24 protein-coding genes are annotated in these 23,818 nt (G+C 57.0%); 12 read left to right on the top strand and 12 right to left on the bottom strand.

Translation table 11 applies throughout. The features are described from left to right. Positions 1-159 precede the first annotated feature (159 nt). A complete protein-coding gene (gene yidA / locus AC6I8P_RS00205) occupies positions 160-969 on the bottom strand; it encodes a sugar-phosphatase (protein ID WP_159377266.1) in 810 nt (269 codons plus the stop codon). 206 nt (positions 970-1,175) lie between these two features. Here yidA and AC6I8P_RS00200 point away from each other — a divergent pair, with 206 nt between their 5' ends. Both AC6I8P_RS00200 and AC6I8P_RS00195 read left to right on the top strand, forming a co-directional pair. Further along, positions 1,176-1,529 (top strand): type II toxin-antitoxin system RelE/ParE family toxin, encoded by a 354-nt coding sequence (locus tag AC6I8P_RS00200; RefSeq protein WP_238561351.1) that lies wholly within the window; start codon positions 1,176-1,178, stop codon positions 1,527-1,529. Then, positions 1,526-1,831, top strand: a complete 306-nt coding sequence (locus AC6I8P_RS00195; RefSeq protein ID WP_058758199.1) for a helix-turn-helix domain-containing protein — start codon at positions 1,526-1,528, stop codon at positions 1,829-1,831. The genes AC6I8P_RS00200 and AC6I8P_RS00195 overlap by 4 nt, the downstream gene beginning before the upstream one ends. Positions 1,832-1,873: 42 nt before the next feature. On the opposite strand, the gene gyrB is transcribed toward AC6I8P_RS00195, so the two are convergent. From gyrB to dnaA, 4 genes are all read right to left on the bottom strand, one after another. Beyond that, positions 1,874-4,282, bottom strand: coding sequence for a DNA topoisomerase (ATP-hydrolyzing) subunit B (gyrB, locus tag AC6I8P_RS00190; RefSeq protein WP_058758200.1), 2,409 nt, complete (start codon positions 4,280-4,282; stop codon positions 1,874-1,876). Positions 4,283-4,299: 17 nt separating this feature from the next. Then, on the bottom strand, positions 4,300-5,385 hold the full coding sequence (gene recF / locus AC6I8P_RS00185; protein ID WP_136546224.1) for a DNA replication/repair protein RecF: 1,086 nt from the start codon (positions 5,383-5,385) through the stop codon (positions 4,300-4,302). A 179-nt stretch (positions 5,386-5,564) separates the two neighbouring features. Next, positions 5,565-6,665, bottom strand: a complete 1,101-nt coding sequence (gene dnaN / locus AC6I8P_RS00180; RefSeq protein WP_010617831.1) for a DNA polymerase III subunit beta — start codon at positions 6,663-6,665, stop codon at positions 5,565-5,567. A gap of 5 nt (positions 6,666-6,670) precedes the next feature. Continuing rightward, positions 6,671-8,074, bottom strand: coding sequence for a chromosomal replication initiator protein DnaA (gene dnaA / locus AC6I8P_RS00175; RefSeq protein ID WP_031279599.1), 1,404 nt, complete (start codon positions 8,072-8,074; stop codon positions 6,671-6,673). A gap of 601 nt (positions 8,075-8,675) precedes the next feature. Between dnaA and rpmH the strand changes: the two genes are divergently transcribed. From rpmH to AC6I8P_RS00135, 8 genes are all read left to right on the top strand, one after another. Further along, positions 8,676-8,816 carry a 50S ribosomal protein L34 gene (gene rpmH / locus AC6I8P_RS00170; protein WP_000831330.1) on the top strand — a complete coding sequence of 47 codons (141 nt, stop codon included), beginning with the start codon at positions 8,676-8,678 and terminating at the stop codon, positions 8,814-8,816. A gap of 15 nt (positions 8,817-8,831) precedes the next feature. Continuing rightward, positions 8,832-9,191: a ribonuclease P protein component gene (gene rnpA / locus AC6I8P_RS00165; RefSeq protein ID WP_040679622.1), complete on the top strand. Its 360-nt coding sequence runs from the start codon at positions 8,832-8,834 to the stop codon at positions 9,189-9,191. Next, entirely contained in the window at positions 9,155-9,412 is a 258-nt protein-coding gene (gene yidD, locus AC6I8P_RS00160; protein WP_071813586.1) for a membrane protein insertion efficiency factor YidD, read from the top strand. Before rnpA ends, yidD begins: the two co-directional genes overlap by 37 nt. A gap of 2 nt (positions 9,413-9,414) precedes the next feature. Next, entirely contained in the window at positions 9,415-11,061 is a 1,647-nt protein-coding gene (yidC, locus tag AC6I8P_RS00155; protein ID WP_021506916.1) for a membrane protein insertase YidC, read from the top strand. An 80-nt stretch (positions 11,062-11,141) separates the two neighbouring features. Beyond that, a complete protein-coding gene (gene mnmE, locus AC6I8P_RS00150) occupies positions 11,142-12,506 on the top strand; it encodes a tRNA uridine-5-carboxymethylaminomethyl(34) synthesis GTPase MnmE (protein WP_021506917.1) in 1,365 nt (454 codons plus the stop codon). Positions 12,507-12,713: 207 nt separating this feature from the next. Then, positions 12,714-12,971 (top strand): helix-turn-helix domain-containing protein, encoded by a 258-nt coding sequence (locus AC6I8P_RS00145; protein ID WP_481658050.1) that lies wholly within the window; start codon positions 12,714-12,716, stop codon positions 12,969-12,971. Next, positions 12,971-14,281 carry a type II toxin-antitoxin system HipA family toxin gene (locus AC6I8P_RS00140; RefSeq protein ID WP_498030901.1) on the top strand — a complete coding sequence of 437 codons (1,311 nt, stop codon included), beginning with the start codon at positions 12,971-12,973 and terminating at the stop codon, positions 14,279-14,281. Before AC6I8P_RS00145 ends, AC6I8P_RS00140 begins: the two co-directional genes overlap by 1 nt. 149 nt (positions 14,282-14,430) lie before the next feature. Then, the gene (locus AC6I8P_RS00135; protein ID WP_021506918.1) at positions 14,431-15,021 is read left to right on the top strand and encodes a malonic semialdehyde reductase; all 591 of its coding nucleotides are present in this window, start codon (positions 14,431-14,433) and stop codon (positions 15,019-15,021) included. A gap of 41 nt (positions 15,022-15,062) precedes the next feature. Here the strand turns inward: AC6I8P_RS00135 and AC6I8P_RS00130 are convergent, their stop codons facing one another. Continuing rightward, on the bottom strand, positions 15,063-15,572 hold the full coding sequence (locus tag AC6I8P_RS00130) for a flavin reductase family protein (RefSeq protein ID WP_031279601.1): 510 nt from the start codon (positions 15,570-15,572) through the stop codon (positions 15,063-15,065). 293 nt (positions 15,573-15,865) lie between these two features. On the opposite strand from AC6I8P_RS00130, the gene AC6I8P_RS00125 reads away from it, so the two are divergent. Then, a complete protein-coding gene (locus AC6I8P_RS00125; protein ID WP_222951461.1) occupies positions 15,866-16,630 on the top strand; it encodes a 4'-phosphopantetheinyl transferase family protein in 765 nt (254 codons plus the stop codon). A 27-nt stretch (positions 16,631-16,657) separates the two neighbouring features. Here AC6I8P_RS00125 and AC6I8P_RS00120 read toward each other — a convergent pair whose 3' ends face one another. After that, on the bottom strand, positions 16,658-17,971 hold the full coding sequence (locus AC6I8P_RS00120) for an NCS2 family permease (RefSeq protein WP_159377270.1): 1,314 nt from the start codon (positions 17,969-17,971) through the stop codon (positions 16,658-16,660). Positions 17,972-18,122: 151 nt separating this feature from the next. Between AC6I8P_RS00120 and yieH the strand changes: the two genes are divergently transcribed. After that, entirely contained in the window at positions 18,123-18,785 is a 663-nt protein-coding gene (gene yieH, locus AC6I8P_RS00115) for a 6-phosphogluconate phosphatase (protein WP_498030900.1), read from the top strand. A gap of 227 nt (positions 18,786-19,012) precedes the next feature. Here yieH and AC6I8P_RS00110 read toward each other — a convergent pair whose 3' ends face one another. The 5 genes from AC6I8P_RS00110 to pstC form a co-directional block, all read right to left on the bottom strand. Beyond that, complete coding sequence (locus AC6I8P_RS00110; RefSeq protein ID WP_498030899.1) at positions 19,013-20,251, bottom strand: MFS transporter; 1,239 nt, start codon at positions 20,249-20,251, stop codon at positions 19,013-19,015. 119 nt (positions 20,252-20,370) lie between these two features. After that, on the bottom strand, positions 20,371-21,105 hold the full coding sequence (gene phoU / locus AC6I8P_RS00105; protein WP_021506924.1) for a phosphate signaling complex protein PhoU: 735 nt from the start codon (positions 21,103-21,105) through the stop codon (positions 20,371-20,373). Between the two features lie 14 nt (positions 21,106-21,119). After that, positions 21,120-21,893 carry a phosphate ABC transporter ATP-binding protein PstB gene (gene pstB / locus AC6I8P_RS00100; protein ID WP_021506925.1) on the bottom strand — a complete coding sequence of 258 codons (774 nt, stop codon included), beginning with the start codon at positions 21,891-21,893 and terminating at the stop codon, positions 21,120-21,122. A 44-nt stretch (positions 21,894-21,937) separates the two neighbouring features. Then, positions 21,938-22,825: a phosphate ABC transporter permease PstA gene (pstA, locus tag AC6I8P_RS00095; protein WP_021506926.1), complete on the bottom strand. Its 888-nt coding sequence runs from the start codon at positions 22,823-22,825 to the stop codon at positions 21,938-21,940. Beyond that, on the bottom strand, positions 22,822-23,784 hold the full coding sequence (gene pstC / locus AC6I8P_RS00090) for a phosphate ABC transporter permease PstC (RefSeq protein ID WP_150059680.1): 963 nt from the start codon (positions 23,782-23,784) through the stop codon (positions 22,822-22,824). The genes pstA and pstC overlap by 4 nt, the downstream gene beginning before the upstream one ends. Positions 23,785-23,818: the final 34 nt, after the last annotated feature.

Genomic DNA, 23,818 nt, shown 5'->3' with positions numbered 1-23,818 from the left:
CCCAATCCCTGACGCATCCTGTAGCGGCGATTGTAGTACCATATAGATTGTTTGTACTACAATGTGGATCACAAAACAGACAACCCGTCAGCACACTGGCAGCAAAAAATTCAGCAGAGAAGTGACGGGCAGCAGAACGCCGCCCGCATCAGAGGAGGGTTACAGCACTAGCTCTTCAATGGCGTGCGCGACACCATCTTCCATATTGGTCTTGGTCACGAACTGCGCAATCTGCTTCACGGAATCAATCGCATTGCCCATCGCCACGCCTGTGCCGGCGTATTCAATCATCGCCAGATCGTTTTCCTGATCGCCAATCGCCATCACTTCTGACGGCTGCAGGCCGAGTTTCTCCGCCAGCATTTTTACGCCGTAGCCTTTGTTGACCAGCGGATTAAGGATTTCGAGATAGTAAGGTGCACTTTTCAGAATGGTATAACTGTCGCGGGCGCGCGCCGGTAAGGCGGCGATGGCTTTATCCAGCAGCTCCGGTTTGTCGATCATCATCAGTTTCGGGAAGCGCGTCGCCGGATCCATCTCTTCTACAGCGCGATAGCGTACCGGAATTCCGGTCAGGCTGGCTTCGTGGATGGTGTATTCGCTGATGTCTTTATTTGGCGTGTAGAGGAAGGATTTGTCGAACGCCTGAAAATGTACCCCAAGGTCGCGCGCCAGCTGTTCCAGGTAGAGATAGTCATCAAAGCCAAGCATCTTCTCGGCCACCACCTCACCGCTGTCCGCGCTGTGCGCCAGTGCGCCGTTGTTGCTGATGCAATACTGCCCCGGCTGACGCAGATCCAGCTCCATCAGGTAGCGCTCCACACCAACAAACGGACGTCCGGTGGCCAGCACGATCGACACACCTTTATCCCGCGCCCGGCCAATCGCCGCTTTGACGCCCGCCGTGATTTCGTGCTGCGGATTCAGCAGCGTGCCGTCCATATCGATCGCAATCAGTTTTATCGCCATAACGTCCTCGGTTAATTCAGGGTCTGGCTTTAATGCTAGCGCGATTCAGCTCACATTGACCAGTTAATCGGCAGATAACGCCTGTCATGCTTTGTGCAGCATTATCCAGTTTGAGCATTTGGTGTTTTACTTCTGCTGACTCGCTTGATCATATAAGTGATTGCTTATAAATTGCTATAAGCAATCACTTATATGGAGATTGCGCTATGTGGGAAATCATTTTTACCGACACCTTCCGGGAATGGTTGCGGGCACAGGATAACAAACTGAAAAAACGCATCGCTGCGGCCCTGTTAAACCTGCAGCATTATGGCCCGTTGTTGCCACGGCCCTATGCCGATACGGTTAACGGATCACGCTTCCACAACATGAAAGAACTGAGAATACAGTACGCTGGTCAGCCAATTCGGGCGCTATACGCATTCAACACGCAACGCAAAGCGGTCATTTTGTGTGCTGGCAATAAATCCGGAGACAAACAATTTTATGCGCGGATGATATGCCTTGCAGATCAATTGTTCACGGCTTACCTCAATAACGCAGAGGAAAATCATTCATGAACGACTTACAAAAATTTATCGAGAGTGAGTTTACTGAAGCTGAGCAAGCTGACATTCAGCTGATGGCAGATGAGCTGATTCTCGAAACCGGCCTGCAACTGCTGCGGGAAGAGTTAGCGTTATCGCAGAGAACCGTTGCGGAAGCGATGGGCGTTAAGCAGCCACGTATCACGCAAATTGAGCAGGGCGGCGCCGATCAGCGTCTGATCACCATTAAGCGCTACATTGAAGCGATGGGCGGCAAGCTAAGCCTGCTGATTGAAATGCCGGACGGCTCGGGTGGAAGAATTCTGCGCGTTTAATAAAACAAAAAACCCTTCCCGTTTGGGAAGGGTTTTGCGATATCAGATATCGATGTTGGCGGCTTTCAGCGCGTTCTCTTCGATGAAGGCGCGGCGCGGTTCAACCGCATCGCCCATTAGCGTGGTGAACAGCTGGTCGGCGGCGATGGCGTCTTTGATGGTGACGCGCAGCATGCGGCGGCTGTCCGGATCCATGGTGGTTTCCCACAGCTGATCCGGGTTCATCTCGCCCAGACCTTTATAGCGCTGCACTGACAGACCGCGGCGCGACTCTTTCACCAGCCAGTCAATCGCCTGCTCGAAGCTGGCAACCGGCTGACGGCGCTCGCCGCGCTCGATGTAGGCATCCTCTTCAATCAGACCACGCAGGTGCGCGCCGAGTGCACAGATTTTGCGGTATTCCGCGCCGTCAATGAACTCGCTGTCCAGCGGATAATCGGTATCAACGCCGTGAGTACGCACGCGCAGCACCGGCTCAAAGCGCTGCTGTTCGCGGTTTTCCCGCACCTGTGCCACATAGCTGCTTCCATGCGCTTCGCGCTCGTTCAGGTAAGCCACCAGGCTCTCCAGCCATGCGGTCACTGCCGTCTGATCGCTGAGATCGCTCAGGGTTGGATGATAAACCAGCGCGCGCAGCAGCGCAGACGGGAAGCGGCGCTCCATACGCTTGATCATCTTCTGGGTGCTGTTGTATTCCGCCACCAGGCTTTCCAGCGGCTCGCCGCCCAGCGCCGGTGCGCTGGCGTTGGTGTGCAGCGTTGCGCCGTCCAGCGCGATGGCAATCTGATACTGATCCATCGCGTCGTCATCTTTAATGTACTGCTCCTGCTTGCCCTTCTTCACCTTGTACAGCGGTGGCTGCGCGATGTAGACGTGGCCACGCTCGATGATTTCCGGCATCTGGCGATAGAAGAAGGTCAGCAGCAGCGTACGGATGTGCGAACCATCGACGTCCGCATCGGTCATGATGATGATGCTGTGATAGCGCAACTTGTCCGGGTTGTACTCATCGCGGCCGATACCGCAGCCCAGCGCGGTGATCAGCGTGGCGACTTCCTGTGAAGAGAGCATTTTGTCGAAACGCGCTTTCTCCACGTTAAGGATTTTACCTTTCAGCGGCAGAATCGCCTGGTTCTTACGGTTACGTCCCTGCTTGGCGGAACCGCCTGCAGAGTCACCCTCCACCAGGTAGATTTCAGACAGCGCCGGATCGCGCTCCTGACAGTCTGCCAGCTTGCCCGGCAGGCCCGCCAGGTCCAGCGCGCCTTTACGACGGGTCATTTCACGTGCACGACGTGCGGCTTCACGCGCACGCGCGGCATCGATAATTTTGCCGACCACAATTTTGGCGTCAGACGGATTTTCCAGCAGGTATTCGCTCAGCAGTTCGTTCATCTGCTGTTCCACCGCCGATTTCACCTCGGAAGAGACCAGCTTGTCTTTGGTCTGAGAGGAGAATTTCGGATCCGGTACTTTCACCGAAACTACTGCCACCAGGCCTTCACGCGCGTCGTCACCGGTAGCGCTGACTTTGGCTTTTTTGCTGTAACCTTCTTTATCCATGTAGGCGTTGAGCGTACGCGTCATCGCCGCGCGGAAACCGGCAAGGTGCGTTCCGCCGTCGCGCTGCGGAATATTGTTGGTGAAGCAGTAGATGTTTTCCTGGAAACCGTCGTTCCACTGCAGTGCAACTTCAACGCCGATACCGTCTTTTTCGGTGGAGAAGTAGAACACATTGGGGTGAATCGGGTTCTTGTTGCGGTTGAGATATTCAACGAACGCTTTGATACCACCTTCGTAGTGGTAGTGATCGTTTTTATCGTCGCGCTTGTCTTCCAGGCGAATCGACACGCCGGAGTTAAGGAATGACAGCTCGCGCAGACGCTTCGCCAGGATTTCATATTCAAAATCGGTGACGTTGGTGAACGTATCGTGGCTCGGCCAGAAACGCACGCGCGTACCGGTAGCGTCGGTATCGCCGGTCACCGCCAGCGGCGCCTGCGGCACACCGTGCACGTAGGTTTGCTGATGCACTTTGCCGTCGCGACGAATGGTCAGTTCCAGCTTCTGCGACAGGGCGTTCACCACCGATACGCCGACGCCGTGCAGACCACCGGAAACTTTATAAGAGTTGTCATCAAACTTACCGCCGGCATGCAGTACGGTCATGATCACTTCGGCAGCAGAGACGCCCTCTTCCGGGTGGATACCGGTCGGAATACCACGGCCGTCATCCTGTACGGAGACAGAGTTGTCGGCATGGATGGTGACCACGATATCACTACAGTGGCCGGCGAGCGCTTCGTCGATGGCGTTATCCACGACCTCGAATACCATGTGATGCAGACCGGTGCCGTCATCCGTATCGCCGATGTACATACCCGGGCGTTTGCGTACCGCATCAAGCCCTTTCAGGACTTTGATACTTGAGGAGTCATAAGAATTCGACATCAACGTTTCTCGCTCATTTAATCTTCAGGTTGAACCGCTATTTTACCCTGTTCCACGCGGAACATCTTGCCCTTTTCGTCACTCATATCGATTACATGCTCGACACCAATGGCGCTGACAAACACCTGAGCCTGCGTGGCTTTCAGGCGTTCCGCCAGCAGGCGACGACGGGTGTCATCCAGCTCGGAGGCGAAGTCGTCAATCAGGTATAAACAGCGACGTCCGCTGCTGCGCGTCAGGTACTCGCCCTGCGCTAACCGCAACGCACACATCAGCAGCTTTAACTGACCGCGTGAGAGTAAATCTTCCACCGGCGTGCCTTCAGCACGAATCCGAAAATCGGCTTTGTGCGGACCGCTGGCGGTGTAGGTGAGCGCACGATCGCGCTCGAAGTTGCGCTCCAGCAGCTCGCCGAAGTCGCTCTCTTTGTCCCAGCCACGCTGGAAGGAGAAGCTCAGCGCAAACTCCGGTAAAAACTGGCTGCAGGTGACGGTGATTTCGCTGGCAATGGCTGCGCTGTATTCAGCGCGCCAGGCGCTGATCTGTTCTGCCAGCGGCACCAGCTCCTGATCCCATGGCCGGATCTGGCTGTAGCGCGCGACCTGGCGCAGCGCCGCGTTGCGCTGTTTCAGCAGGCGACGCAGATTGCTCCAGGCCAGAAAGAAACCGGGATAAGCATGAAAGCAGCCCCAGTCGATGTAGGCTCTACGGTATTTGGGGCCGCCGTTGAGCAAAGTAAACCCCTCTGGCGTAATCAGCTGCATCGGCAGCAGCTGCGCCAGCTCGGCGACTTTGTGGCCGTCGCTGCCGTCGATGCGGACTTTGCTGTCGCCGGCGCGGTTTTTACTCAGGCCGACCGCCAGCTCGCGCTCGCTGCCTTCAATCCGCCCGTGCAATACAAACGCGTCCTGATCGTGACGAATTACGCGTCCGGCCTGCAAACTGCGGAATGCGCGGCCGTGGCCCAGCGTATAAATCGCCTCCAGCACGCTGGTTTTACCGCTGCCGTTGGCGCCCACAAGAAAATTGAAGCCCGGCGCCAGCGTGAGATCGGCCTGCTCGATATTACGAAAATCTTTAATCAGGAGGCGGGTTAAAGCCATGAACGAATCCAGCTGCGCATTAAGAAGTGGTGTTCACCTAACCCTGCAATCGAGGGCGTTAACGGCGAAGCTAGTTTGCGCACGGCCAGCGCACAGACCCTGGGAGCATACTGAAGTATGTGACCAGGGGCGAGCACTGCCCGGGTGCAAAATAGCGAGTAAGTTAGCCCGCCAGACGATCACAGGCGCATGGGCATCACGACGTAGGCCGCAGCCGGACTGGCTACATCTTCAATCTGCACGCTGGAAACCGAATCCGTCAGCAGCAGACGCACGTTTTCGCACTTCAGCGCGTTCAGCACATCCAGCACGTAGCTGACGTTAAAGCCAATCTCCAGCTCGGTGCCGCTGTACGACACATCCAGCATCTCTTCCGCCTCTTCCTGCTCCGGGTTATTAGCGGTGATGCGCAGCTGATTTTCGGTGATATAGATGCGAACGCCGCGGAACTTTTCGTTCGACAGGATTGCCGCGCGGGCAAAAGCCTGTTTCAGCAGATCGCAGCCCGCTTCCAGCGCTTTGTCAGGATTCTTCGGCAATACGCGGCGATAATCCGGGAAACGGCCATCAACCAGCTTCGACGTAAAGATAAAGTCGCCGACATGCGCGCGAATGTTGCTGCTGCCAATCTGCACCTGCAGCGGCGTCTCACCGCCGTCCAGCAGACGAACCAGCTCAATCACACCTTTACGCGGTACGATCACCGAATGGTTCGGCAGCGCCTGTCCGACAGGCATCGAACAGACTGCCAGGCGATGGCCGTCAGTAGCAACGGTGCGCAGCTCTTCGCCTTCGGTCTCAAACAGCATGCCGTTGAGATAGTAACGCACATCCTGATGCGCCATGGAGAACTGCGTGGCTTCAATCAGGCGTTTGAGCGTGGCCTGCGGCAACGTGAATTCCACTTCGCTCTGCCAGTCGTCGAGATTCGGGAAGTCGCTGGCTGGAAGCGTCGACAGCGAAAAGCGGCTGCGGCCGGAGCGCACCAGCATGCGGTCACCTTCCAGCGTCAGACTGATCTCTGCGCCTTCAGGCAGACCACGGCAGATATCAAGAAACTTACGCGCCGGCACGGTGGTCGCGCCCGGTTCGTGCGGCTGGGTCAGCGCCACGCGCGCCACCATCTCCATCTCAAGATCGGTACCGGTCAGCAGCAGCGTGCCTTCATTCACCTGCAGCAGTAAATTTCCGAGGATCGGCAGCGTCGGGCGTCCGCCAAGCGGGCCACTCACCTGTTGCAGCGGCTTCAGCAACTGCTCACGTTCAACAATAAATTTCATATGCGTCAGGAAGATAATGTTCGAATGAGGTTAGAGAAATCTTCTTTGATGTCGTGGCTCTCTTCACGCAGCTGCTCGATTTTACGGCAGGCATGAAGCACGGTGGTATGGTCACGGCCACCAAACGCATCGCCAATTTCCGGCAGGCTGTGGTTGGTGAGCTCTTTGGCCATCGCCATCGCCATTTGACGCGGACGCGCTACCGAGCGCGAACGGCGCTTCGACAGCAAATCCGCCACTTTAATTTTGTAGTACTCGGCCACCGTCTTCTGGATGTTGTCGATGGTCACCAGCTTTTCCTGCAGTGCCAGCAGGTCGCGCAGCGCTTCGCGCACAAAATCGATGGTAATGGCACGCCCGGTAAAGTTGGCATTGGCAATCACACGATTCAGTGCCCCTTCCAGCTCACGCACGTTAGAGCGCAGACGCTTGGCAATAAAGAAGGCCACTTCGCCCGGCAGACGGATGTCGTTTTCGTCCGCCTTTTTCATCAGGATCGCGACACGCGTCTCCAGCTCAGGCGGCTCGATCGCCACGGTTAATCCCCAGCCAAAGCGTGATTTCAGACGATCTTCCACCCCGTTGATCTCTTTCGGGTAACGATCCGAGGTCAGGATGATCTGCTGATTACCTTCCAGCAGCGCGTTGAAGGTGTGGAAAAACTCTTCCTGCGAGCGCTCTTTATTGGCAAAGAACTGAATATCATCGATCAGCAACGCGTCCACCGAACGGTAGTAGCGCTTAAACTCCTCGATGGCGTTGTTCTGCAGCGCTTTCACCATATCCTGCACGAAGCGTTCAGAGTGCATATAAACCACTTTGGCATTCGGCTTGCGCGCGATGATGCCGTTGCCCACCGCGTGCAGCAGGTGCGTTTTGCCGAGGCCGGTGCCGCCATACAGGAACAGCGGGTTATAAGCGCCACCAGGATTATCCGCCACCTGACGTGCCGCCGCGCGCGCCAGCTGGTTGGACTTACCCTCAACGAAGTTGTCGAAGTTGTGGCGGTTATTCACGTTCGAGCGGTAGGTCACATCAGCCGGTGCCGGAACCGAATCCCAGCTCGGGCGCAGCGGCTGTGCCGGTGCCGGACGATTCTCAGCCGGTGCAGGCGCGCTGACGCTGCTGGCCATGGCGGGTTGCGTAGCAGCCACCGGCGCAACCGGGCGCGTGCCGACCTCAAAACGCAGCAGCGGCACGTTCGCACCGCAGAATTCATTCAGCAGCCCATTGATACTATTGAGATATTTATCCCGAACCCAGTCGAGTACAAACCGATTTGGTGCATACAAGGCCAGCGTATTGTCGTTCAATTCAGCCTGCAGCGGACGAATCCACATGCTGAATTCGGTGGCAGGAAGCTCATCCTGCAAACGGGCAAGACACTGTTGCCAAAGCGTAAGTGACACGGCGGACTCCACTCGTACAAAATCGATAAGAATTTCAGGCGCTAATAATAGAAACTGTCTTTTTTGACACAGGCGGTCAGAAAGCGCCTGCGACCGCTATCCGCGGTAGTCATCCCCGGCGATCGCAAGGAGGATCGTCAGCGGAAGGGCGGATCATAGCGCAAAGCGCCTCAGAGATCTTCCCTTTCTACACAGTTTTGATCCATTTTATCCACAGGGTGTCCAGGCATGCATCAGTTTACGCCGTCTGCGGAAAAAGCGAGCGGGGATCAGGCTGAAAGCGAGAAATTTTCCACCGCGCTCGCATTTTTGCCGTTACGATCGGCGCGGCGATCGCAAGAAGATCCTGGACGATCCTTGCGCTTTCCTTTATAGCCCGTATAATTCCCCACCCGGCATTGGCGCGTGAAGCTTTGATGCCCGGAATTAGCGGGCTGTATCAGAGTTTTCAGGTCTCGCGCCCAGCGAAGTAAATTGACTCCGGACTGTACAATTATTACAATCCCGCCTCTTTATTAAAGACACATTGAGGCGTCGGTCGTTTTACTGGCCCGAAAACGCGTCACCCAGTGAAATTTTTCAAGTTTAGGTAGAAATCGCCATGAAACGCACTTTTCAACCGTCCGTACTGAAGCGCAACCGTTCTCACGGCTTCCGTGCTCGTATGGCTACTAAAAATGGTCGTCAGGTTCTGGCACGTCGTCGTGCTAAAGGCCGTGCTCGTCTGACCGTTTCTAAGTAATAAAAGCTAACCCTCGTGGTTAAGCTCGCATTTCCCAGGGAGTTACGTTTGTTAACTCCCGCTCATTTCACTTTCGTCTTCCAGCAACCTCTTCGGGCTGGCACGCCGCAAATCACCATCCTCGGCCGCCTTAATTCGCTGGGGCATCCCCGCATCGGTCTTACCGTCGCCAAGAAGCACGTGAAACGCGCCCATGAACGCAACCGGATCAAGCGATTGACCCGCGAAAGCTTTCGTTTGCGTCAACACGAGCTACCGCCGATGGATTTTGTCATCGTGGCGAAAAAAGGGATTGCTGACCTCGATAACCGTGCACTGACGGAAGCGTTGGAGAAATTATGGCGTCGTCACTGTCGCCTGGCGCGCGGCTCCTGATCGCCCTGATACGCGTTTATCAACGCGCCATCAGCCCACTGCTGGGACCTCATTGCCGGTTCCATCCCACCTGCTCGCAGTATGGGGTGGAAGCTGTACGCCGCTTCGGCATGTTAAAAGGCAGTTGGTTGACGATTAAACGCGTATTAAAATGCCACCCTTTGAACCCGGGTGGCGACGATCCGGTGCCGCCAAAAACCTTTGATACCAGAGAACATTAACGATGGATTCGCAACGCAATCTCTTTCTCATCGCTTTTCTGTTCGTGTCTTTTATGATCTGGCAAGCCTGGCAGACGGACCACGCTCCGCAGCCACAGCAGACCCAGACCACGCAGAACACAAGCAGCGCAGCGGGTGATGCCGCCTCTTCCGGCGTGCCGGCTAGCGGCCAGGGCAAAACGATCACCGTTAAGACTGATGTCCTGTCACTCAACATTAATACCCGCGGCGGTGATATCGAGCAGGCACAGCTGCTGACTTACCCGGACAAACTGGGTTCAGACGCACCGTTCCAGCTGCTGGAAACCACCCCGGCCTTCGTTTATCAGGCGCAGAGCGGCTTAACCGGCCGTAACGGTCCGGATAACCCGAACAACGGCGCACGTCCGCTGTATACCGCTTCCCAGGATCACTTCGAGATGGCCGATGGCCAGACCGAGCTGCGCGTGCCGCTGAGCTGGACTGGTGAGAACGGCGTGGTTTACACCAAAACCTTCGTGTTCAAACGTGGCGAATTCGCGGTTAACGTCGACTACAACATCAATAACGCCTCGCAGCAGCCGCTGGAAGTGGCGATGTTTGGTCAGCTGAAGCAGACGATCGATCTGCCGAAGCATCGCGATACCGGCAGCAATAACTTTGCGCTGCACACTTTCCGTGGTGCCGCTTACTCGACCAGCGATGCGAAGTATGAAAAATACAAATTCGATACCATCGCTGATAACGAGAACCTGAACACCACCACCAGCAACGGCTGGGTGGCGATGCTGCAGCAGTATTTTGCGACCGCATGGGTGCCGCGCACTCAGGGTAACAATACGCTGTACACCAGCAATCTCGGCAATGGTGTGGCGGCAATCGGCTATAAGTCGGCGCCTGTGACCATCGCCGCCGGCGCGCAGCAGGATCTCGGTGCCACCCTGTGGGTCGGTCCGGAAATCCAGGACAAAATGGCCGCTATCGCGCCGCACCTCGATCTGACTGTGGATTACGGCTGGCTGTGGTTCATCTCTCAGCCGCTGTTTAAGCTGCTGAAATTCCTGCACAGCTTTATCGGTAACTGGGGCTTCTCCATTATCGTTATCACCTTCATCGTGCGTGGCATCATGTACCCGCTGACCAAAGCGCAGTACACCTCGATGGCCAAGATGCGTATGCTGCAGCCGAAGATTCAGGCCATGCGTGAACGTCTGGGTGATGATAAGCAGAAGCAGAGCCAGGAGATGATGGCGCTGTATAAGGCGGAGAAAGTGAACCCGCTGGGCGGCTGTCTGCCACTGGTTATCCAGATGCCAATCTTCCTGGCGCTGTACTACATGCTGTCCGGTTCCGTTGAACTGCGTCATGCTCCGTTTGTACTGTGGATCCATGACCTGTCTGCGCAGGATCCGTACTATATTCTGCCGGTCATCATGGGTATCACCATGTTCTTCATTCAGAAGATGTCACCGACCACCGTGACCGATCCGATGCAGCAGAAGATCATGACTTACATGCCGGTTATCTTTACCGTGTTCTTCCTGTGGTTCCCGTCAGGTCTGGTGCTGTACTACATCGTCAGCAACCTGGTAACCATTCTCCAGCAGCAGCTGATTTATCGCGGGCTGGAAAAGCGTGGTTTACACAGCCGCGACAAGAAGAAAGCGTAACGCCCGGCAACGCTGAGCAGGACGCAACATCTCCAGGGGCGGCATTTATGCCGCCCTGTTTTTTTTGGAAGAAGGTACTTATGAGCCACAGTGACACTATTGTTGCCCAGGCGACGCCTCCCGGCCGTGGTGGCGTCGGTATTCTGCGTATTTCCGGTGGCAAAGCCGCTGAGGTGGCGCAGGCCGTGCTGGGCAAGCTGCCGAAGCCGCGCTACGCCGACTATCTGCCCTTTAACGATGCTGATGGCAGCGTGCTGGATCAGGGCATCGCGCTGTGGTTCCCGGGTCCTAACTCTTTCACCGGTGAAGATGTGCTGGAACTGCAGGGCCACGGCGGTCCGGTGATTCTCGATCTGCTGCTGAAGCGCATTGTGGCGCTGCCGGGTGTGCGTATTGCGCAGCCGGGCGAGTTCTCGGAACGCGCCTTTCTGAATGACAAGCTCGACCTGGCGCAGGCAGAAGCGATTGCCGATCTGATTGATGCCAGCTCCGAGCAGGCCGCCCGCTCCGCCGTCAACTCGCTGCAGGGTGCCTTTTCACTGCGCGTTAATGCGTTAGTGGAAGCACTCACTCACCTGCGCATCTATGTAGAAGCAGCGATTGATTTTCCGGATGAGGAGATCGACTTCCTTTCCGACGGCAAAATCGAAGCGCAGCTGAATGCGGTGATCGGCGATCTCAACGGCGTGCGCGCCGAAGCGCGTCAGGGCAGCCTGCTGCGTGAAGGGATGAAGGTGGTGATTGCCGGTCGTCCCAACGCCGGAAAATCGAGCCTGCTCAACGCACTGGCCGGACGCGAAGCGGCGATTGTGACGGATATCGCCGGCACCACGCGTGACGTGCTGCGCGAGCACATCCACATCGACGGCATGCCGCTGCACATCATCGATACCGCCGGTTTGCGTGAAGCCAGCGACGAAGTGGAACGTATCGGCATTGAACGCGCCTGGCAGGAGATTGAGCAGGCGGATCGCGTCCTGTTCATGGTGGATGGCACCACGACTGACGCCACTGAAGCCGCCGCCATCTGGCCTGATTTCGTGGCGCGCTTACCGGCCGCGTTGCCAATTACCGTGGTACGTAATAAAGCGGACATGACCGGTGAAACGCTGGGCCTGACAGAAGTAAATGGCCACTCACTTATTCGCCTGTCGGCGCGCACCGGCGCTGGCGTCGATACGCTGCGCGAGCACCTGAAACAGAGCATGGGCTTCGCCGGCAATATGGAAGGCGGCTTCCTCGCGCGTCGCCGCCATCTGCAGGCGCTGGAGTTAGCAGCCACTCACTTACAGCAAGGCAAAGATCAGCTGCTGGGAGCCTGGGCGGGCGAACTGCTGGCCGAAGAGCTACGGCTGGCGCAGCAGGCGCTGAGTGAAATCACCGGCGAGTTTACCTCCGACGATCTGCTGGGCCGGATTTTTTCCAGCTTTTGTATTGGTAAGTAAAACAAACCTTTATATTAATGGCTGGCGGCGTCTTTACCGTTCGTCAGCCACTCCACGCTGTTCTTCCCGGTATTATTAACCCGCGTTAACCCCAGTTCACTACCGCCAGTTGCGCGTGAAGCCGGGCTTACCTGCGATAGCGGGTAAACCTTGCTTCACACGCAATAGCGTGTAATGGTATCACGATTGCCAGACTGGAGCGCCGCTATGAAAATCACCAGCGCCAAACAATTAAGTTCATATCTCAAAGATAGAAGACTCACAGAGGCACTCTCGCAAGCGAAAGTCGCCAGCAAAATTGGTATACGCCAGGATACCGTCTCGAGCTTCGAGCTACAGCCAGAAACCACCCGACTGGACACACTGTTTCGTATTCTCGCTGCTCTGGATCTGGAAATGGAGATAAAACCCCGTGGTTTGCTATCGGCCAAACAGGACCCGGACGGCTGGAAGGAGGAGTGGTGATGACAGAACTGGATGTCTACATGAACGGCTATCGGACAGGCGTTTTCAGCAGGGCAGCAACCGGTGCACACACCTTCAGATATTATGAGAGCTGGCTGAATCAGCCGGGTAGCCGACCGATATCCCTCTCCATGCCTTTGCGCCACCAGCCTTACAAGGGCGCGGAGGTCTATAACTTTTTTGATAACCTGCTGCCTGATAACCCTGAAATTCGCGCACGTATTCTGTCTCGCTATCAGGCCAGCTCCACCCAGCCCTTTGACTTACTCGCAAAAGTCGGCAGCGACACCATTGGTGCGCTGCAATTGTTACCGCCTGACAGTAAACCGCACACTGTCCGAACGATCGATTACCGCCGGTTAAGCGATAGCGAACTGGAAAAAATCCTTTCAGGCTATCAGTCAGGCGCACCGCTTGGCATGCTGGAAGAGCTGACGGATTTTCGTATTTCACTGGCTGGCGCGCAGGAGAAAACGGCGCTGTTACGCATCGATCAACAGTGGTGCCTGCCGCAGGGCAATACGCCCACCACCCACATTTTAAAATTGCCGATTGGCAATATTCAGAGCCATTCGCATCGCATCGATCTTTCAGATAGCGTGGAGAATGAGTGGCTTTGTACGCTGATTGCCAGAGAATTTGGCCTGGCAGTTCCCCCTTGCTTTATCGTAAACACCGGGAAAATTAAAGCACTGGCCGTGGAGCGGTTTGATCGGCGTTATGCATCGGATGGACAGTGGATCATGCGGTTACCCCAGGAAGATTTTTGTCAGGTGCTGAATGTGCCCGCAGCAGGAAAATATGAAAGCCACGGCGGCCCGGGCATTTCTGCGATTATGGATTATCTCCTGAATTCAGTTAATGCAGAACAGGATCGATATGATTTCATGAAAGCTCAGGTCCTGTTTTGGCTGCTGGCGGCCACCGATGGCCATGCCAAAAACTTTTCTATTTTTATCGAAGCGGAAGGACGTTTTCGCCTGACGCCGTTTTACGACATTCTTTCCATTTATCCCGTGATTGGCGGTGCGGGATTACACATTCGTGATGCAAAGCTGGCAATGGGACTGAACGGGAGCAAAGGCCGGAAAGCCGCCATCGAACACATTTTTCCCCGCCATTTTATAGAAACCGCAAAAACGACAAAATTTGCCCTGACGGCGATGGCACACATCCTCGATGAGTTCAGAGCCAGAACGCCAGAAGTGATCCAACGCGTGCAGGAGCAAATCCCTGCAGCCTTCCCGTTACGCGTGAGCCAGACCATCCTCAATGGCTTTAAGGCGCGGGCCGCGCGTCTGAAGCAGTAAACGTTCAACGGTTGTCATGCGTGTTTGTTATTTGGCGCGCCTTCGCCTTTGTCGTATAACGGTTGAGGGTCGCCGCGTAAACGCAGCGGCCACATCCATTATTCATGCTAAAAATCAGGCGCAGGTTGTTGCCTGAACAGGAGAGAAACATGAGTACACCGCTCGACAGCGTGGCGCTGAACGCGCTGTTTACTGAAGCCCGCACACATAGCTACTGGCAGGATAAACCGATTTCGCAGGAGGTGCTGAAGCAGCTCTATGCGCTGACGGCTCTGGGGCCGACCTCAGCCAACTGCTCGCCGGGCCGCTTTGTGTTCGTGACGTCTCAGGAAGGTAAAGAGAAGCTGAAACCGGCGCTCTCCTCAGGCAATGTGGATAAGACCATGGCGGCACCGGTGACGGTGATTGTGGCGTGGGATCCGACCTTTTATGAAGCACTGCCAAAACTGTTCCCGCATGGCGATGCACGCAGCTGGTTTACCAGCAGCCCGGATTTGGCCAAAGAGACCGCGTTTCGCAACAGCAGCCTGCAGGCGGGCTATCTGATTCTGGCGGCCCGCTCGCTGGGACTGGATGCCGGCCCGATGTCCGGTTTTGATCCGGCTAAAGTTAACGCCGCGTTCTTCAGCGAAAATAACTGGCAGGTCAACTTACTGATCAACCTTGGCTATGGCGAAGCCAGTAAGCTGCATCCGCGCCTGCCGCGTCTGAGCTTTGACGAAGCCAGCAAATTTGCCTGATACGTTAAGCAGCGCAGCCGCACGACGCGCTGCGCCATGACTTAGCCCAGCGAGTGAAAACCGCTGTTGAAGTAGACCATCGGCGCTGTCGCTTCGCCCGGCAGCGCAATACCCACGATACGCGCCAGCAGCACGCTGTGGGTGTTCCACTCCACCGTTTTTTCCAGCTGACAATCGAAGCTCACCAGCGCATCAGCCAGCACGGGCGCGCCCGTATTCAGGGTTTGCCATTCACCGCTCTGGAAACGCTCAGCGCGGCGCGTCGGCGAGCTGAACTGCGCGCACAGGTCATCGTGCTGCTCGCGCAGAACGTTCACGGCAAAGTAGCCCGCCTGCAGAATGGCATCGTGGCTTGATGCGCTGCGGTTAACGCAGACCAGCAGGCTGGGCGGTTCCGCTGCCAGCGAGCTGACCGAGGTGGCGATCAGCCCGAACTTTTCTCCGCTGGATGAGGTGGTCACCAGCGAGACACCGGCAGTGAGACGGCGCATGCCGTGACGAAATTCATCCAGCGAGATCGATTCCTGGCGAGCAAGAGAGGTAACAGACATAACAACTCCGACGTGCATGGTTTGCGATGCGCACGATTGGCAGATAGGTGAATAATTTAAGCACTTCATTGTGCAGCTCTTTCCTGTCCAAATCCTACACCACATCCGCCGCTTCGGCACCCTATCCGACACCAATGTGCAAAAGCCTCATATTCAATTGCAGCTCATGGCAATGAGATTCGCCTCGTCCTTATCTGAATTTACTGGCTATCCAGCGTAAGCCGGATGCAAACCCATGAGAAAATTCTTACAATAGCCCTGATGATTATCCGACCATTTTCACGGAGCGACAGATGGCTAGTCATTTTGTTCGTTGGGTGGTTAGCCCGCCCCTCACCCCAGAGACCATGCGGGTTCCACAGGATGTGATGACCAGCGCCGGGCACCTGCCTGATAAGCGCCGCGGCCGCTTTCTTGCCGCACGCGCGCTGCTGGCCCAGCTGATGCTGCGCGTCTATGGTATTCGTGACCTGCCACCGCTGATCGCCAGCAGCAGCGGTCGTCCCTGCTTCGCCGATCCTAATCTGCCTGACTTCAGTATCTCCTATGCCGGTAACATGGTCGGCGTGCTGCTGGCAGAAGAAGGCGGGCGCGCTGGCCTGGATATGGAAATCGTTCGGGCGCATAGCCGTCAGGCGCAGGATGCCCTTACGCAGGGGCTGTCATCGGGTGAAAAGGCGTGGATTAACGCCCAGCAGGATTTTATGGAAGCGGTGACGCAGATCTGGACGCTACGCCAGAGCATCCTCAAACTGACCGGCGAAGCCAACAGCGGTATTGATGCACTGCGGCTGCATCCGGCGGCCGGCCGGCTGCGATCCAGCGTCTATCCCGATATTCAGGCAGTGTGTGATGCCGAGCCGACGCTGGTATGGTCCTGCGCGCTGTCGCCCGGCACTGAGCGTTTACGGCTGTGGGAGATTGATGCGCAGCAGCAGTGGCAGTCGCTGCGCGATGTGGAGATGAGCAAACCCAACATCGGGCCGCGCACCCTGCGCCTCACCAGCCTGCCCGGCGAGCGTGTCGCCAGTCAGCCGGAAGTCAGGCATCCCGGATAACCAGGCCGCACCCGCGGCCTGTTGCGTTTAGTGCCCGTCGATAAAAGCGATTTTCAGCACAAACAGCAACGCCACCACCACCACGCACGGGCTGATTTCACGCCAGCGTCCGGTACCGAGTTTCATCACGCAGTAGGAGATAAAACCGAGCGCAATACCTTCGGTGATCGAGAAGCTGAACGGCATCATCGCCGCCGTGACAAACGCCGGCACCGCTTCGGTGAGATCGTCCCAGCGCACGCGCGCCAGCGAAGCCGTCATCAGTACGCCGACATAAATCAGCGCGCCGGCCGCCGCATAGGCGGGCACCATGGCTGCCAGCGGCGACAGGAACATCACCAGCAGGAACAGGATACCGGTCACTACCGCCATCAGGCCGGTACGGCCACCAATCGCCACGCCGGATGAGCTTTCGATGTACGCCGTCACCGAAGAAGTGCCGATCAGCGAACCGGTGACGGAGCTGATGCTATCTACGTACAGCGCCTGTTTCATGCGCGGAAAAGTACCTTTCTCATCGGTCAGGCCCGCTTTATCGGTTACGCCAATCAGCGTACCGGATGAATCAAACAGATTGACCAGCATGAAGGCGAAGATCACGCCCGCCATGCTCACGTTGAACGCGCCTTTGATATCGACCTGGCCGACCACCGAGGTGATGGCCGGCGGCGCGGCGAACAGCCCGGTAAACTTCACGTCGCCCAGCAGCAGACCGATCGCGGTGGTCACTACGATAGAAACCAGCACCGCCGCGTGGATGTTGCGCGACGCCAGAATCGCAATGATAAAGAAGCCGAGCGCACCAAGCAGCACGTTGTGCGAGGCCAGGTTGCCGACGGTCACGATGGTGTCCGCGTTGGGCACAATAATACCGGCGTTTTTCAGCCCCATCATGGCGATGAACAGACCGATACCGGCGGTGATGCCCACGCGCAGGCTGAGCGGAATATTGGCGATCATCCAGTAGCGTACGCGCAGCAGCGTCAGGATCAGCAGCCCCAGCGCCCCCCAGAAGATCGCGCCCATGCCAACCTGCCACGAGTAGCCCATCGCACCCACCACCACAAAGGCAAAGAAGGCGTTGAGGCCCATGGCCGGTGCCAGCGCCACCGGCAAATTGGCCACCAGCCCCATCAGGATGCTGCCGAACGCAGCAATCACGCAGGTGGTGACAAACACCGCCTGGGTGTCCATGCCTGCGGCACCAAGAATCTGCGGGTTAACGAAGACGATATACACCATCGTCAGGAAAGTAGTGAAACCGGCAATCACTTCAGTGCGCGCGGTGGTTCCGTGTTCCTGCAGCCTGAAAATACGCTGCAAAAGGCCCTGCTCGTTCATTTCGCTGTTCCGATGAAAAATTTATCGCCGCGTATCCTATAGACTTTAGCGCCGCAAAACACTGATTTTTCGCAACCGGTTGCCTGGGGTCGCTTTCTGCACTGAGTGCGCTAGAGTGACAGCTTATTGTTTACTAAAAGGATGAGGCGCGATGTCAGTTGAATGTATCTTTTTTGATTGCGATGGCACGCTGGTCGACAGCGAAGTGATCTGCACGCAGTCCTACGTCAACACCTTTGCCCGTTACGGTATCGAACTCTCGCTGCAGCAGATGTTTGAGCAGTACAAAGGGGTGAAGCTTTACGACATCATCCGCGATGTGACGGCACAGCATCAGGTGACACTGCCGCTGGCTGAGGTGGAAAGTGCCTACCGCGCGGAAGTGGCGCGCCTGTTTGATCTTGATCTGCAGCCGATTGCCGGCGCCAGAGCGCTGGTGGAGCGCGTGAAGGTGCCGATGTGCGTGGTGTCGAACGGTACGGTGAAGAAGATGGAGCATTCACTGGGGCTGACCGGCATGCTGCCGTATCTGAGCGGACACCTGTACAGTGGCTATGACATTAATCACTGGAAGCCGGATCCGGAGCTGATGTATCACGCGGCGGAACAGATGCAGGTGCCGATTGAAAAGTGCATTCTGGTGGATGATTCAGAGGCTGGCGCGCGGGCTGGCATCGCCGCTGGCATACCGGTGTTTTACTACTGTGCCGATGCACACAATCCGGTGATTGATCACCCGCTGGTGACGCGTTTTGACGATATGGCGCAGCTGCCAGCGCTATGGCGTGCACGTGGCTGGGATTTGGTCAGGTAAGTGCGCGCAGCCCCCTCATCCCAGCCTTCTCCCGCCAGCGGGAGAAGGGGCCGATCGAGCGGGGTTGAACAAAAGTGCCCACCCACATACCGCACCAGACAGTTCCCTCTCCCGTTTGCCGAAGAAGGGGCCGATCGGGCGGGGCTGAACAAAAGTGCCCACCCACATACCGCACCAGACAGTTCCCTCTCCCGTTTGCGGGAGAGGGTTAGGGTGAGGGGAAAAAATCACCCAATCGCGCCCAGCGAATCCTCATTGCCCTGGCTTTTTGGCAGCAGGAACAGCGTAGCGACAATATCCAGCAGATAAATCAGCGCCAGCAGCGTAATCGCAGCGGTGAACGAAATATGCGTGGCCAGTATGCCGATCACCAGCGGGCCGAAACCGCCGACGCCGCGGCCGAGGTTAAACAACACATTCTGCGCAGTGGCGCGCGCCTGCGGTGGGAAAGTGTCCGAGATCAGCGCGCCGTAGCCGCCAATCATGCCGTTAACAAACATCCCCATGATGGCACCGGTAAACAGCATCACCGTCGGGTCGCGCAGCTGGGCGTAAACCACCACCATCGCCACGGCACCAAACTGGTACAGCAGGAAAATCTTCCAGCGCGCAAAGCGGTCCGCCAGCACGCCGAACAGCCAGATGCCGAACGTCATGCCCACCACCGTAACGGCCGTCCACAGGCCGGATTTGGTCAGGCTGAAGCCGAAGCTGGAAGAGAGATAGCTTGGCATCCAGATCATCAGGCCGTAATAGCCAAAATTCTGCACCGAACAAAGAATCAAAATGCCGAGGCTGGCTTTGCTGGTGGCGCGATCGGCAAACAGCAGTTTAATGCGCGCGGAAAAGGAGAGCTGTGGGGCTTTTTCCACATGGCGGGTGAAGGCTTCCGGCTCGCCCATGCTGCGGCGAATCACAAACGACACCAGTGCCGGCAGCAGGCCAACCAGGAACATACCGCGCCAGCCAATCACGCTCAGCAGCGGCGGCGTGATAAAGGCCGCCAGCAATACGCCGAGCTGCCAGCCGATACCGACCCACGCCGAGGCGCGGTTGCGCTTCTCCTTCGGCCAGGCTTCGGCAATCAGCGCCATGCCGATGCCAAACTCACCGCCCAGCCCCATGCCGGCCAGCGTACGATACGCCAGCAGATCCCAGTAGCCCTGCGCCACGGCGCACAGCCCGGTAAACAGCGAGAACATCAGGATCGTCACGGTCAGAATGCGGATGCGGCCGTAGCGATCGCTCAGATGACCAAACACAATGCCGCCGACCACCGCGCCGATCAGCGTCCAGGTCACCAGCGAACCGGCCTGCGACGCATCCAGCGCCAGCGACACGCTGATCGCCGGCAGCATAAATCCCAGAATCAGCAGATCAAATCCATCCATGGCATAGCCGCTGACGGCAGCCACCATTGCTTTCGCCGGCGTAACGGCGGTTTTGTTGTTATTTGCAGAGGACATAAAACAGCACCTGGCAGAAAAATGTGCGCCAAGTATAAAGAGAGCGGCAGGTTGAGAACAGGCAGAAATCAAGCGCACTGCCTGTCAGCCTCAGCGCTAACAGGCAGTCATCACGTCAATCAGGAGGGTTTATTGCTGCCGTCGTCGCCCGACAGCAGTTCATCCAGCTTGTCACCGCCAACGTGACGGAAATCCTGACCTTTCACGAAATAGAAGATAATTTCGCAGATGTTCTGGCAGCGGTCACCGATGCGCTCGATGGCGCGCGCGCAGAACAGCGCGGTGAGCACGCTGGGAATGGTGCGCGGATCTTCCATCATGTAGGTCATCAGCTGGCGCACGATACCTTCATACTCTTTATCCACCTTTTTGTCTTCGCGGTAGATCTTGATGGCTTCGTTGAGATCCATGCGCGCGAAGGCATCCAGCACGTCGTGCAGCATCTGCACGGTGTGATGCCCGAGCGACTCAAGGCTCACCAGCAGCGGCAGGTGCTGCTGACCGAACTTCTCCAGCGCGGTACGGCTGATCTTCTCCGCCACGTCGCCGATGCGTTCCAGCTCCGAAATGGTTTTGATGATCGCCATCACCAGACGCAGGTCGCTGGCGGTAGGCTGACGCTTGGCGATGATGCGCACACAGGCTTCATCGATCTCCACTTCCATCATGTTGACCTTCTGGTCACCATCGATCACCCGGCGCGCCAGTTCGCCATCCTGGTTATGCATCGCGGTGATGGCATCGGTAAGCTGCTGCTCCACCATGCCACCCATGATCATCACCTGAGTACGAATGTGCTCCAGCTCCGCGTTGAACTGACCGGAGATATGTTTGTTCAGATTTAAATTATCCATGTTTCTCTCCTGAATCAGCCGTAACGACCGGTGATGTAATCTTCTGTCTGCTTCTGCGCTGGCTTGGTAAACAGCGTGTCGGTGTCGCTGAACTCAATCAGCTCGCCCAGATACATAAACGCCGTGTGATCGGAACAGCGCGCCGCCTGTTGCATGTTGTGGGTCACGATGACCACGGTGTAATCCTGCTTCAGCTCGGTGATCAGCTCTTCGATGCGTCCGGTAGAGATCGGATCCAGCGCCGAACATGGCTCATCCAGCAGCAGCACTTCCGGGCGAATCGCGATGCCGCGCGCGATGCACAGGCGCTGCTGCTGACCGCCGGAGAGACTGTAACCGCTCTGGTGCAGCTTGTCTTTGGTTTCATTCCACAGCGCGGCTTTGCTCAGCGCCCACTGCACGCGCTCGTCCATATCGGCACGCGACAGCTTCTCAAACAGCCGCACGCCAAAGGCGATGTTGTCATAAATCGACATCGGAAACGGCGTCGGCTTCTGGAACACCATGCCGACGCGCGCGCGCAGCAGGGCGATATCCTGATGCGATGCCAGAATGTTGTCGCCATCCAGCAGAATTTCACCCTCAGCACGCTGCTCCGGATAGAGCGAGTACATTTTGTTGAAGGTGCGCAGCAGGGTGGATTTGCCGCAGCCCGACGGACCGATAAACGCCGTCACCTGGTTTTTGGCGATATCCAGATTAATGTTCTTCAGCGCGTGGAACTTACCGTAGTGGAAGTTCAGATTGCGCACCTGAATTTTACCGGCAGAAGGAGTTGCCATACTCATTGCTCATCTCTCATGTGCAGCGCCGCCGAAGCCGCGCCGGAAAATTAGTGTTTGCCTTTGGCGAAAATCACGCGCGCCACGATGTTCAGCAGCAGCACGCACAGCGTAATAATCAGCACACCGGCCCACGCCAGGCTCTGCCATTCGGCAAACGGGCTCATGGCGAATTTGAAGATGGTCACCGGCAGGTTGGCCAGCGGCTGCATCATGTCGGTGCTCCAGAACTGGTTCGACAGCGCGGTGAACAGCAGCGGTGCGGTTTCACCGGCAATGCGCGCAATCGCCAGCAGCACACCGGTAATGATGCCGGAGACCGAGGCTTTCAGCGTAATAGCCGAGATCATCTTCCACTTCGGCGTGCCCAGCGCATATGCCGCTTCACGCATGCTGTCCGGCACCAGCCGCAGCATATTTTCGGTGGTACGAATCACAATAGGCACCTGCAGCAGCGCCAGCGCTATCACACCGGCCCAGCCGGAGAAGTGCTGCATCTGCGCCACCACGATGGTGTACACGAACAGGCCGACCACAATTGACGGTGCGGACAGCAGGATGTCGTTAATGAAGCGAATCACTTCCGCCAGCCAGTGCTTGCGGCCATATTCTGCCAGGTAGATACCCGCCAGAATGCCCAGCGGCGTGCCAAAGAAGGTGGACCAGAAGATCAGCAGGCCGCTGCCCGCCAGGGCGTTCGCCAGACCACCGCCCGCGGTGTTGGGCGGCGGCGTGGATTCGGTAAACAGCGTCCAGCTCAGGCCATCGATCCCTTTCGTGACGGTGGTGAACAGAATCCAGATCAGCCAGAACAGGCCGAACGCCATGGTCAGCAGCGAAAGCGTCAGGGCAATTTTGTTTTTGGTGCTGCGCCACGCCTGCATTTTACGGCGTGAGGCTTCCAGCTCGGCGCGCGCCTGCATTTCAATTGCTGTCATGAACGGGCTCCTTCACTCTTCGCCAGACGCAGGATCATCAGTTTGGAGATCGCCAGTACGATAAAGGTAATCACGAACAGAATCAGGCCAAGCTCCATCAGCGCCGCCACGTGCACGCCGGATTCGGCTTCGGCGAACTCGTTCGCCAGCGCCGAGGTGATACTATTGCCGGGCATAAACAGCGACGCGCTGTCCAGCTGGTAGGTATTACCGATGATAAAGGTGACCGCCATGGTTTCGCCCAGCGCGCGGCCGAGACCCAGCATCACGCCGCCGATCACGCCGTTTTTGGTAAACGGCAGCACGATGCGCCAGATCACTTCCCAGGTGGTGCAGCCGATGCCGTAGGCCGACTCTTTCATCATCACCGGCGTCTGTTCGAACACATCGCGCATCACCGAGGCGATGTAAGGGATAATCATGATGGCGAGGATCACGCCCGCCGCCAGAATGCCGATGCCGAAGGCCGGACCGGAGAACAGCGCGCCGACGATCGGGATATTTGCCAGCACGTCGCCAACCGGCGTCTGGAAATACTCCGCGAACAGCGGAGCAAAGATAAACAGGCCCCACATGCCGTACACGATGCTGGGAATGGCCGCCAGCAGCTCAATCGCGGTACCCAGCGGACGGCGCAGCCAGTTTGGTGCCAGCTCGGTCAGAAACAGGGCAATACCGAAACTCACCGGCACCGCGATGATTAAGGCAATCAGTGAGGTTACGAGGGTGCCGTAAATCGGCACCAGCGCACCAAATTCTTCGTTTGGCGCATCCCAGGTTTTGCTCCACAGAAAGGAGAAGCCAAATTTCTGGATGCTCGGCCAGGAGGAGAAAATCAGGGAGACGATAATGCCACCCAGCAGCAGTAACACAATCAGCGCGGAGAGCTTCACCAGCGCGCCGAATATCATGTCGCCTTGCTTGCCCGGTGCTTTAAACGTCGGCTTAGTGGCAGCCATAGAATTCTCGATCTCAGAGGGTAATCAGGGCGGC

The sequence above is a fragment of the gamma proteobacterium symbiont of Lampromicra miyakona genome (assembly GCF_059730895.1).
This window is presented reverse-complemented; position numbering and strand designations above follow the sequence as displayed.

What these genes read in the sequence shown, in the direction of transcription:
- AC6I8P_RS00110 (WP_498030899.1), bottom strand. Translation starts at nt 20,251, where the DNA reads ATGTCCTCTGCAAATAACAACAAAACCGCCGTTACGCCGGCGAAAGCA.
- yidD (WP_071813586.1), top strand. Translation starts at nt 9,155, where the DNA reads ATGGCGTCGTCACTGTCGCCTGGCGCGCGGCTCCTGATCGCCCTGATA.
- AC6I8P_RS00195 (WP_058758199.1), top strand. Translation starts at nt 1,526, where the DNA reads ATGAACGACTTACAAAAATTTATCGAGAGTGAGTTTACTGAAGCTGAG.
- AC6I8P_RS00200 (WP_238561351.1), top strand. Translation starts at nt 1,176, where the DNA reads ATGTGGGAAATCATTTTTACCGACACCTTCCGGGAATGGTTGCGGGCA.
- AC6I8P_RS00125 (WP_222951461.1), top strand. Translation starts at nt 15,866, where the DNA reads ATGGCTAGTCATTTTGTTCGTTGGGTGGTTAGCCCGCCCCTCACCCCA.
- yieH (WP_498030900.1), top strand. Translation starts at nt 18,123, where the DNA reads ATGTCAGTTGAATGTATCTTTTTTGATTGCGATGGCACGCTGGTCGAC.
- recF (WP_136546224.1), bottom strand. Translation starts at nt 5,385, where the DNA reads ATGGCTTTAACCCGCCTCCTGATTAAAGATTTTCGTAATATCGAGCAG.
- rpmH (WP_000831330.1), top strand. Translation starts at nt 8,676, where the DNA reads ATGAAACGCACTTTTCAACCGTCCGTACTGAAGCGCAACCGTTCTCAC.
- yidC (WP_021506916.1), top strand. Translation starts at nt 9,415, where the DNA reads ATGGATTCGCAACGCAATCTCTTTCTCATCGCTTTTCTGTTCGTGTCT.
- AC6I8P_RS00140 (WP_498030901.1), top strand. Translation starts at nt 12,971, where the DNA reads ATGACAGAACTGGATGTCTACATGAACGGCTATCGGACAGGCGTTTTC.
- pstB (WP_021506925.1), bottom strand. Translation starts at nt 21,893, where the DNA reads ATGAGTATGGCAACTCCTTCTGCCGGTAAAATTCAGGTGCGCAATCTG.
- AC6I8P_RS00135 (WP_021506918.1), top strand. Translation starts at nt 14,431, where the DNA reads ATGAGTACACCGCTCGACAGCGTGGCGCTGAACGCGCTGTTTACTGAA.
- dnaN (WP_010617831.1), bottom strand. Translation starts at nt 6,665, where the DNA reads ATGAAATTTATTGTTGAACGTGAGCAGTTGCTGAAGCCGCTGCAACAG.
- AC6I8P_RS00130 (WP_031279601.1), bottom strand. Translation starts at nt 15,572, where the DNA reads ATGTCTGTTACCTCTCTTGCTCGCCAGGAATCGATCTCGCTGGATGAA.
- yidA (WP_159377266.1), bottom strand. Translation starts at nt 969, where the DNA reads ATGGCGATAAAACTGATTGCGATCGATATGGACGGCACGCTGCTGAAT.
- phoU (WP_021506924.1), bottom strand. Translation starts at nt 21,105, where the DNA reads ATGGATAATTTAAATCTGAACAAACATATCTCCGGTCAGTTCAACGCG.
- pstC (WP_150059680.1), bottom strand. Translation starts at nt 23,784, where the DNA reads ATGGCTGCCACTAAGCCGACGTTTAAAGCACCGGGCAAGCAAGGCGAC.
- AC6I8P_RS00120 (WP_159377270.1), bottom strand. Translation starts at nt 17,971, where the DNA reads ATGAACGAGCAGGGCCTTTTGCAGCGTATTTTCAGGCTGCAGGAACAC.
- mnmE (WP_021506917.1), top strand. Translation starts at nt 11,142, where the DNA reads ATGAGCCACAGTGACACTATTGTTGCCCAGGCGACGCCTCCCGGCCGT.
- pstA (WP_021506926.1), bottom strand. Translation starts at nt 22,825, where the DNA reads ATGACAGCAATTGAAATGCAGGCGCGCGCCGAGCTGGAAGCCTCACGC.
- gyrB (WP_058758200.1), bottom strand. Translation starts at nt 4,282, where the DNA reads ATGTCGAATTCTTATGACTCCTCAAGTATCAAAGTCCTGAAAGGGCTT.
- AC6I8P_RS00145 (WP_481658050.1), top strand. Translation starts at nt 12,714, where the DNA reads ATGAAAATCACCAGCGCCAAACAATTAAGTTCATATCTCAAAGATAGA.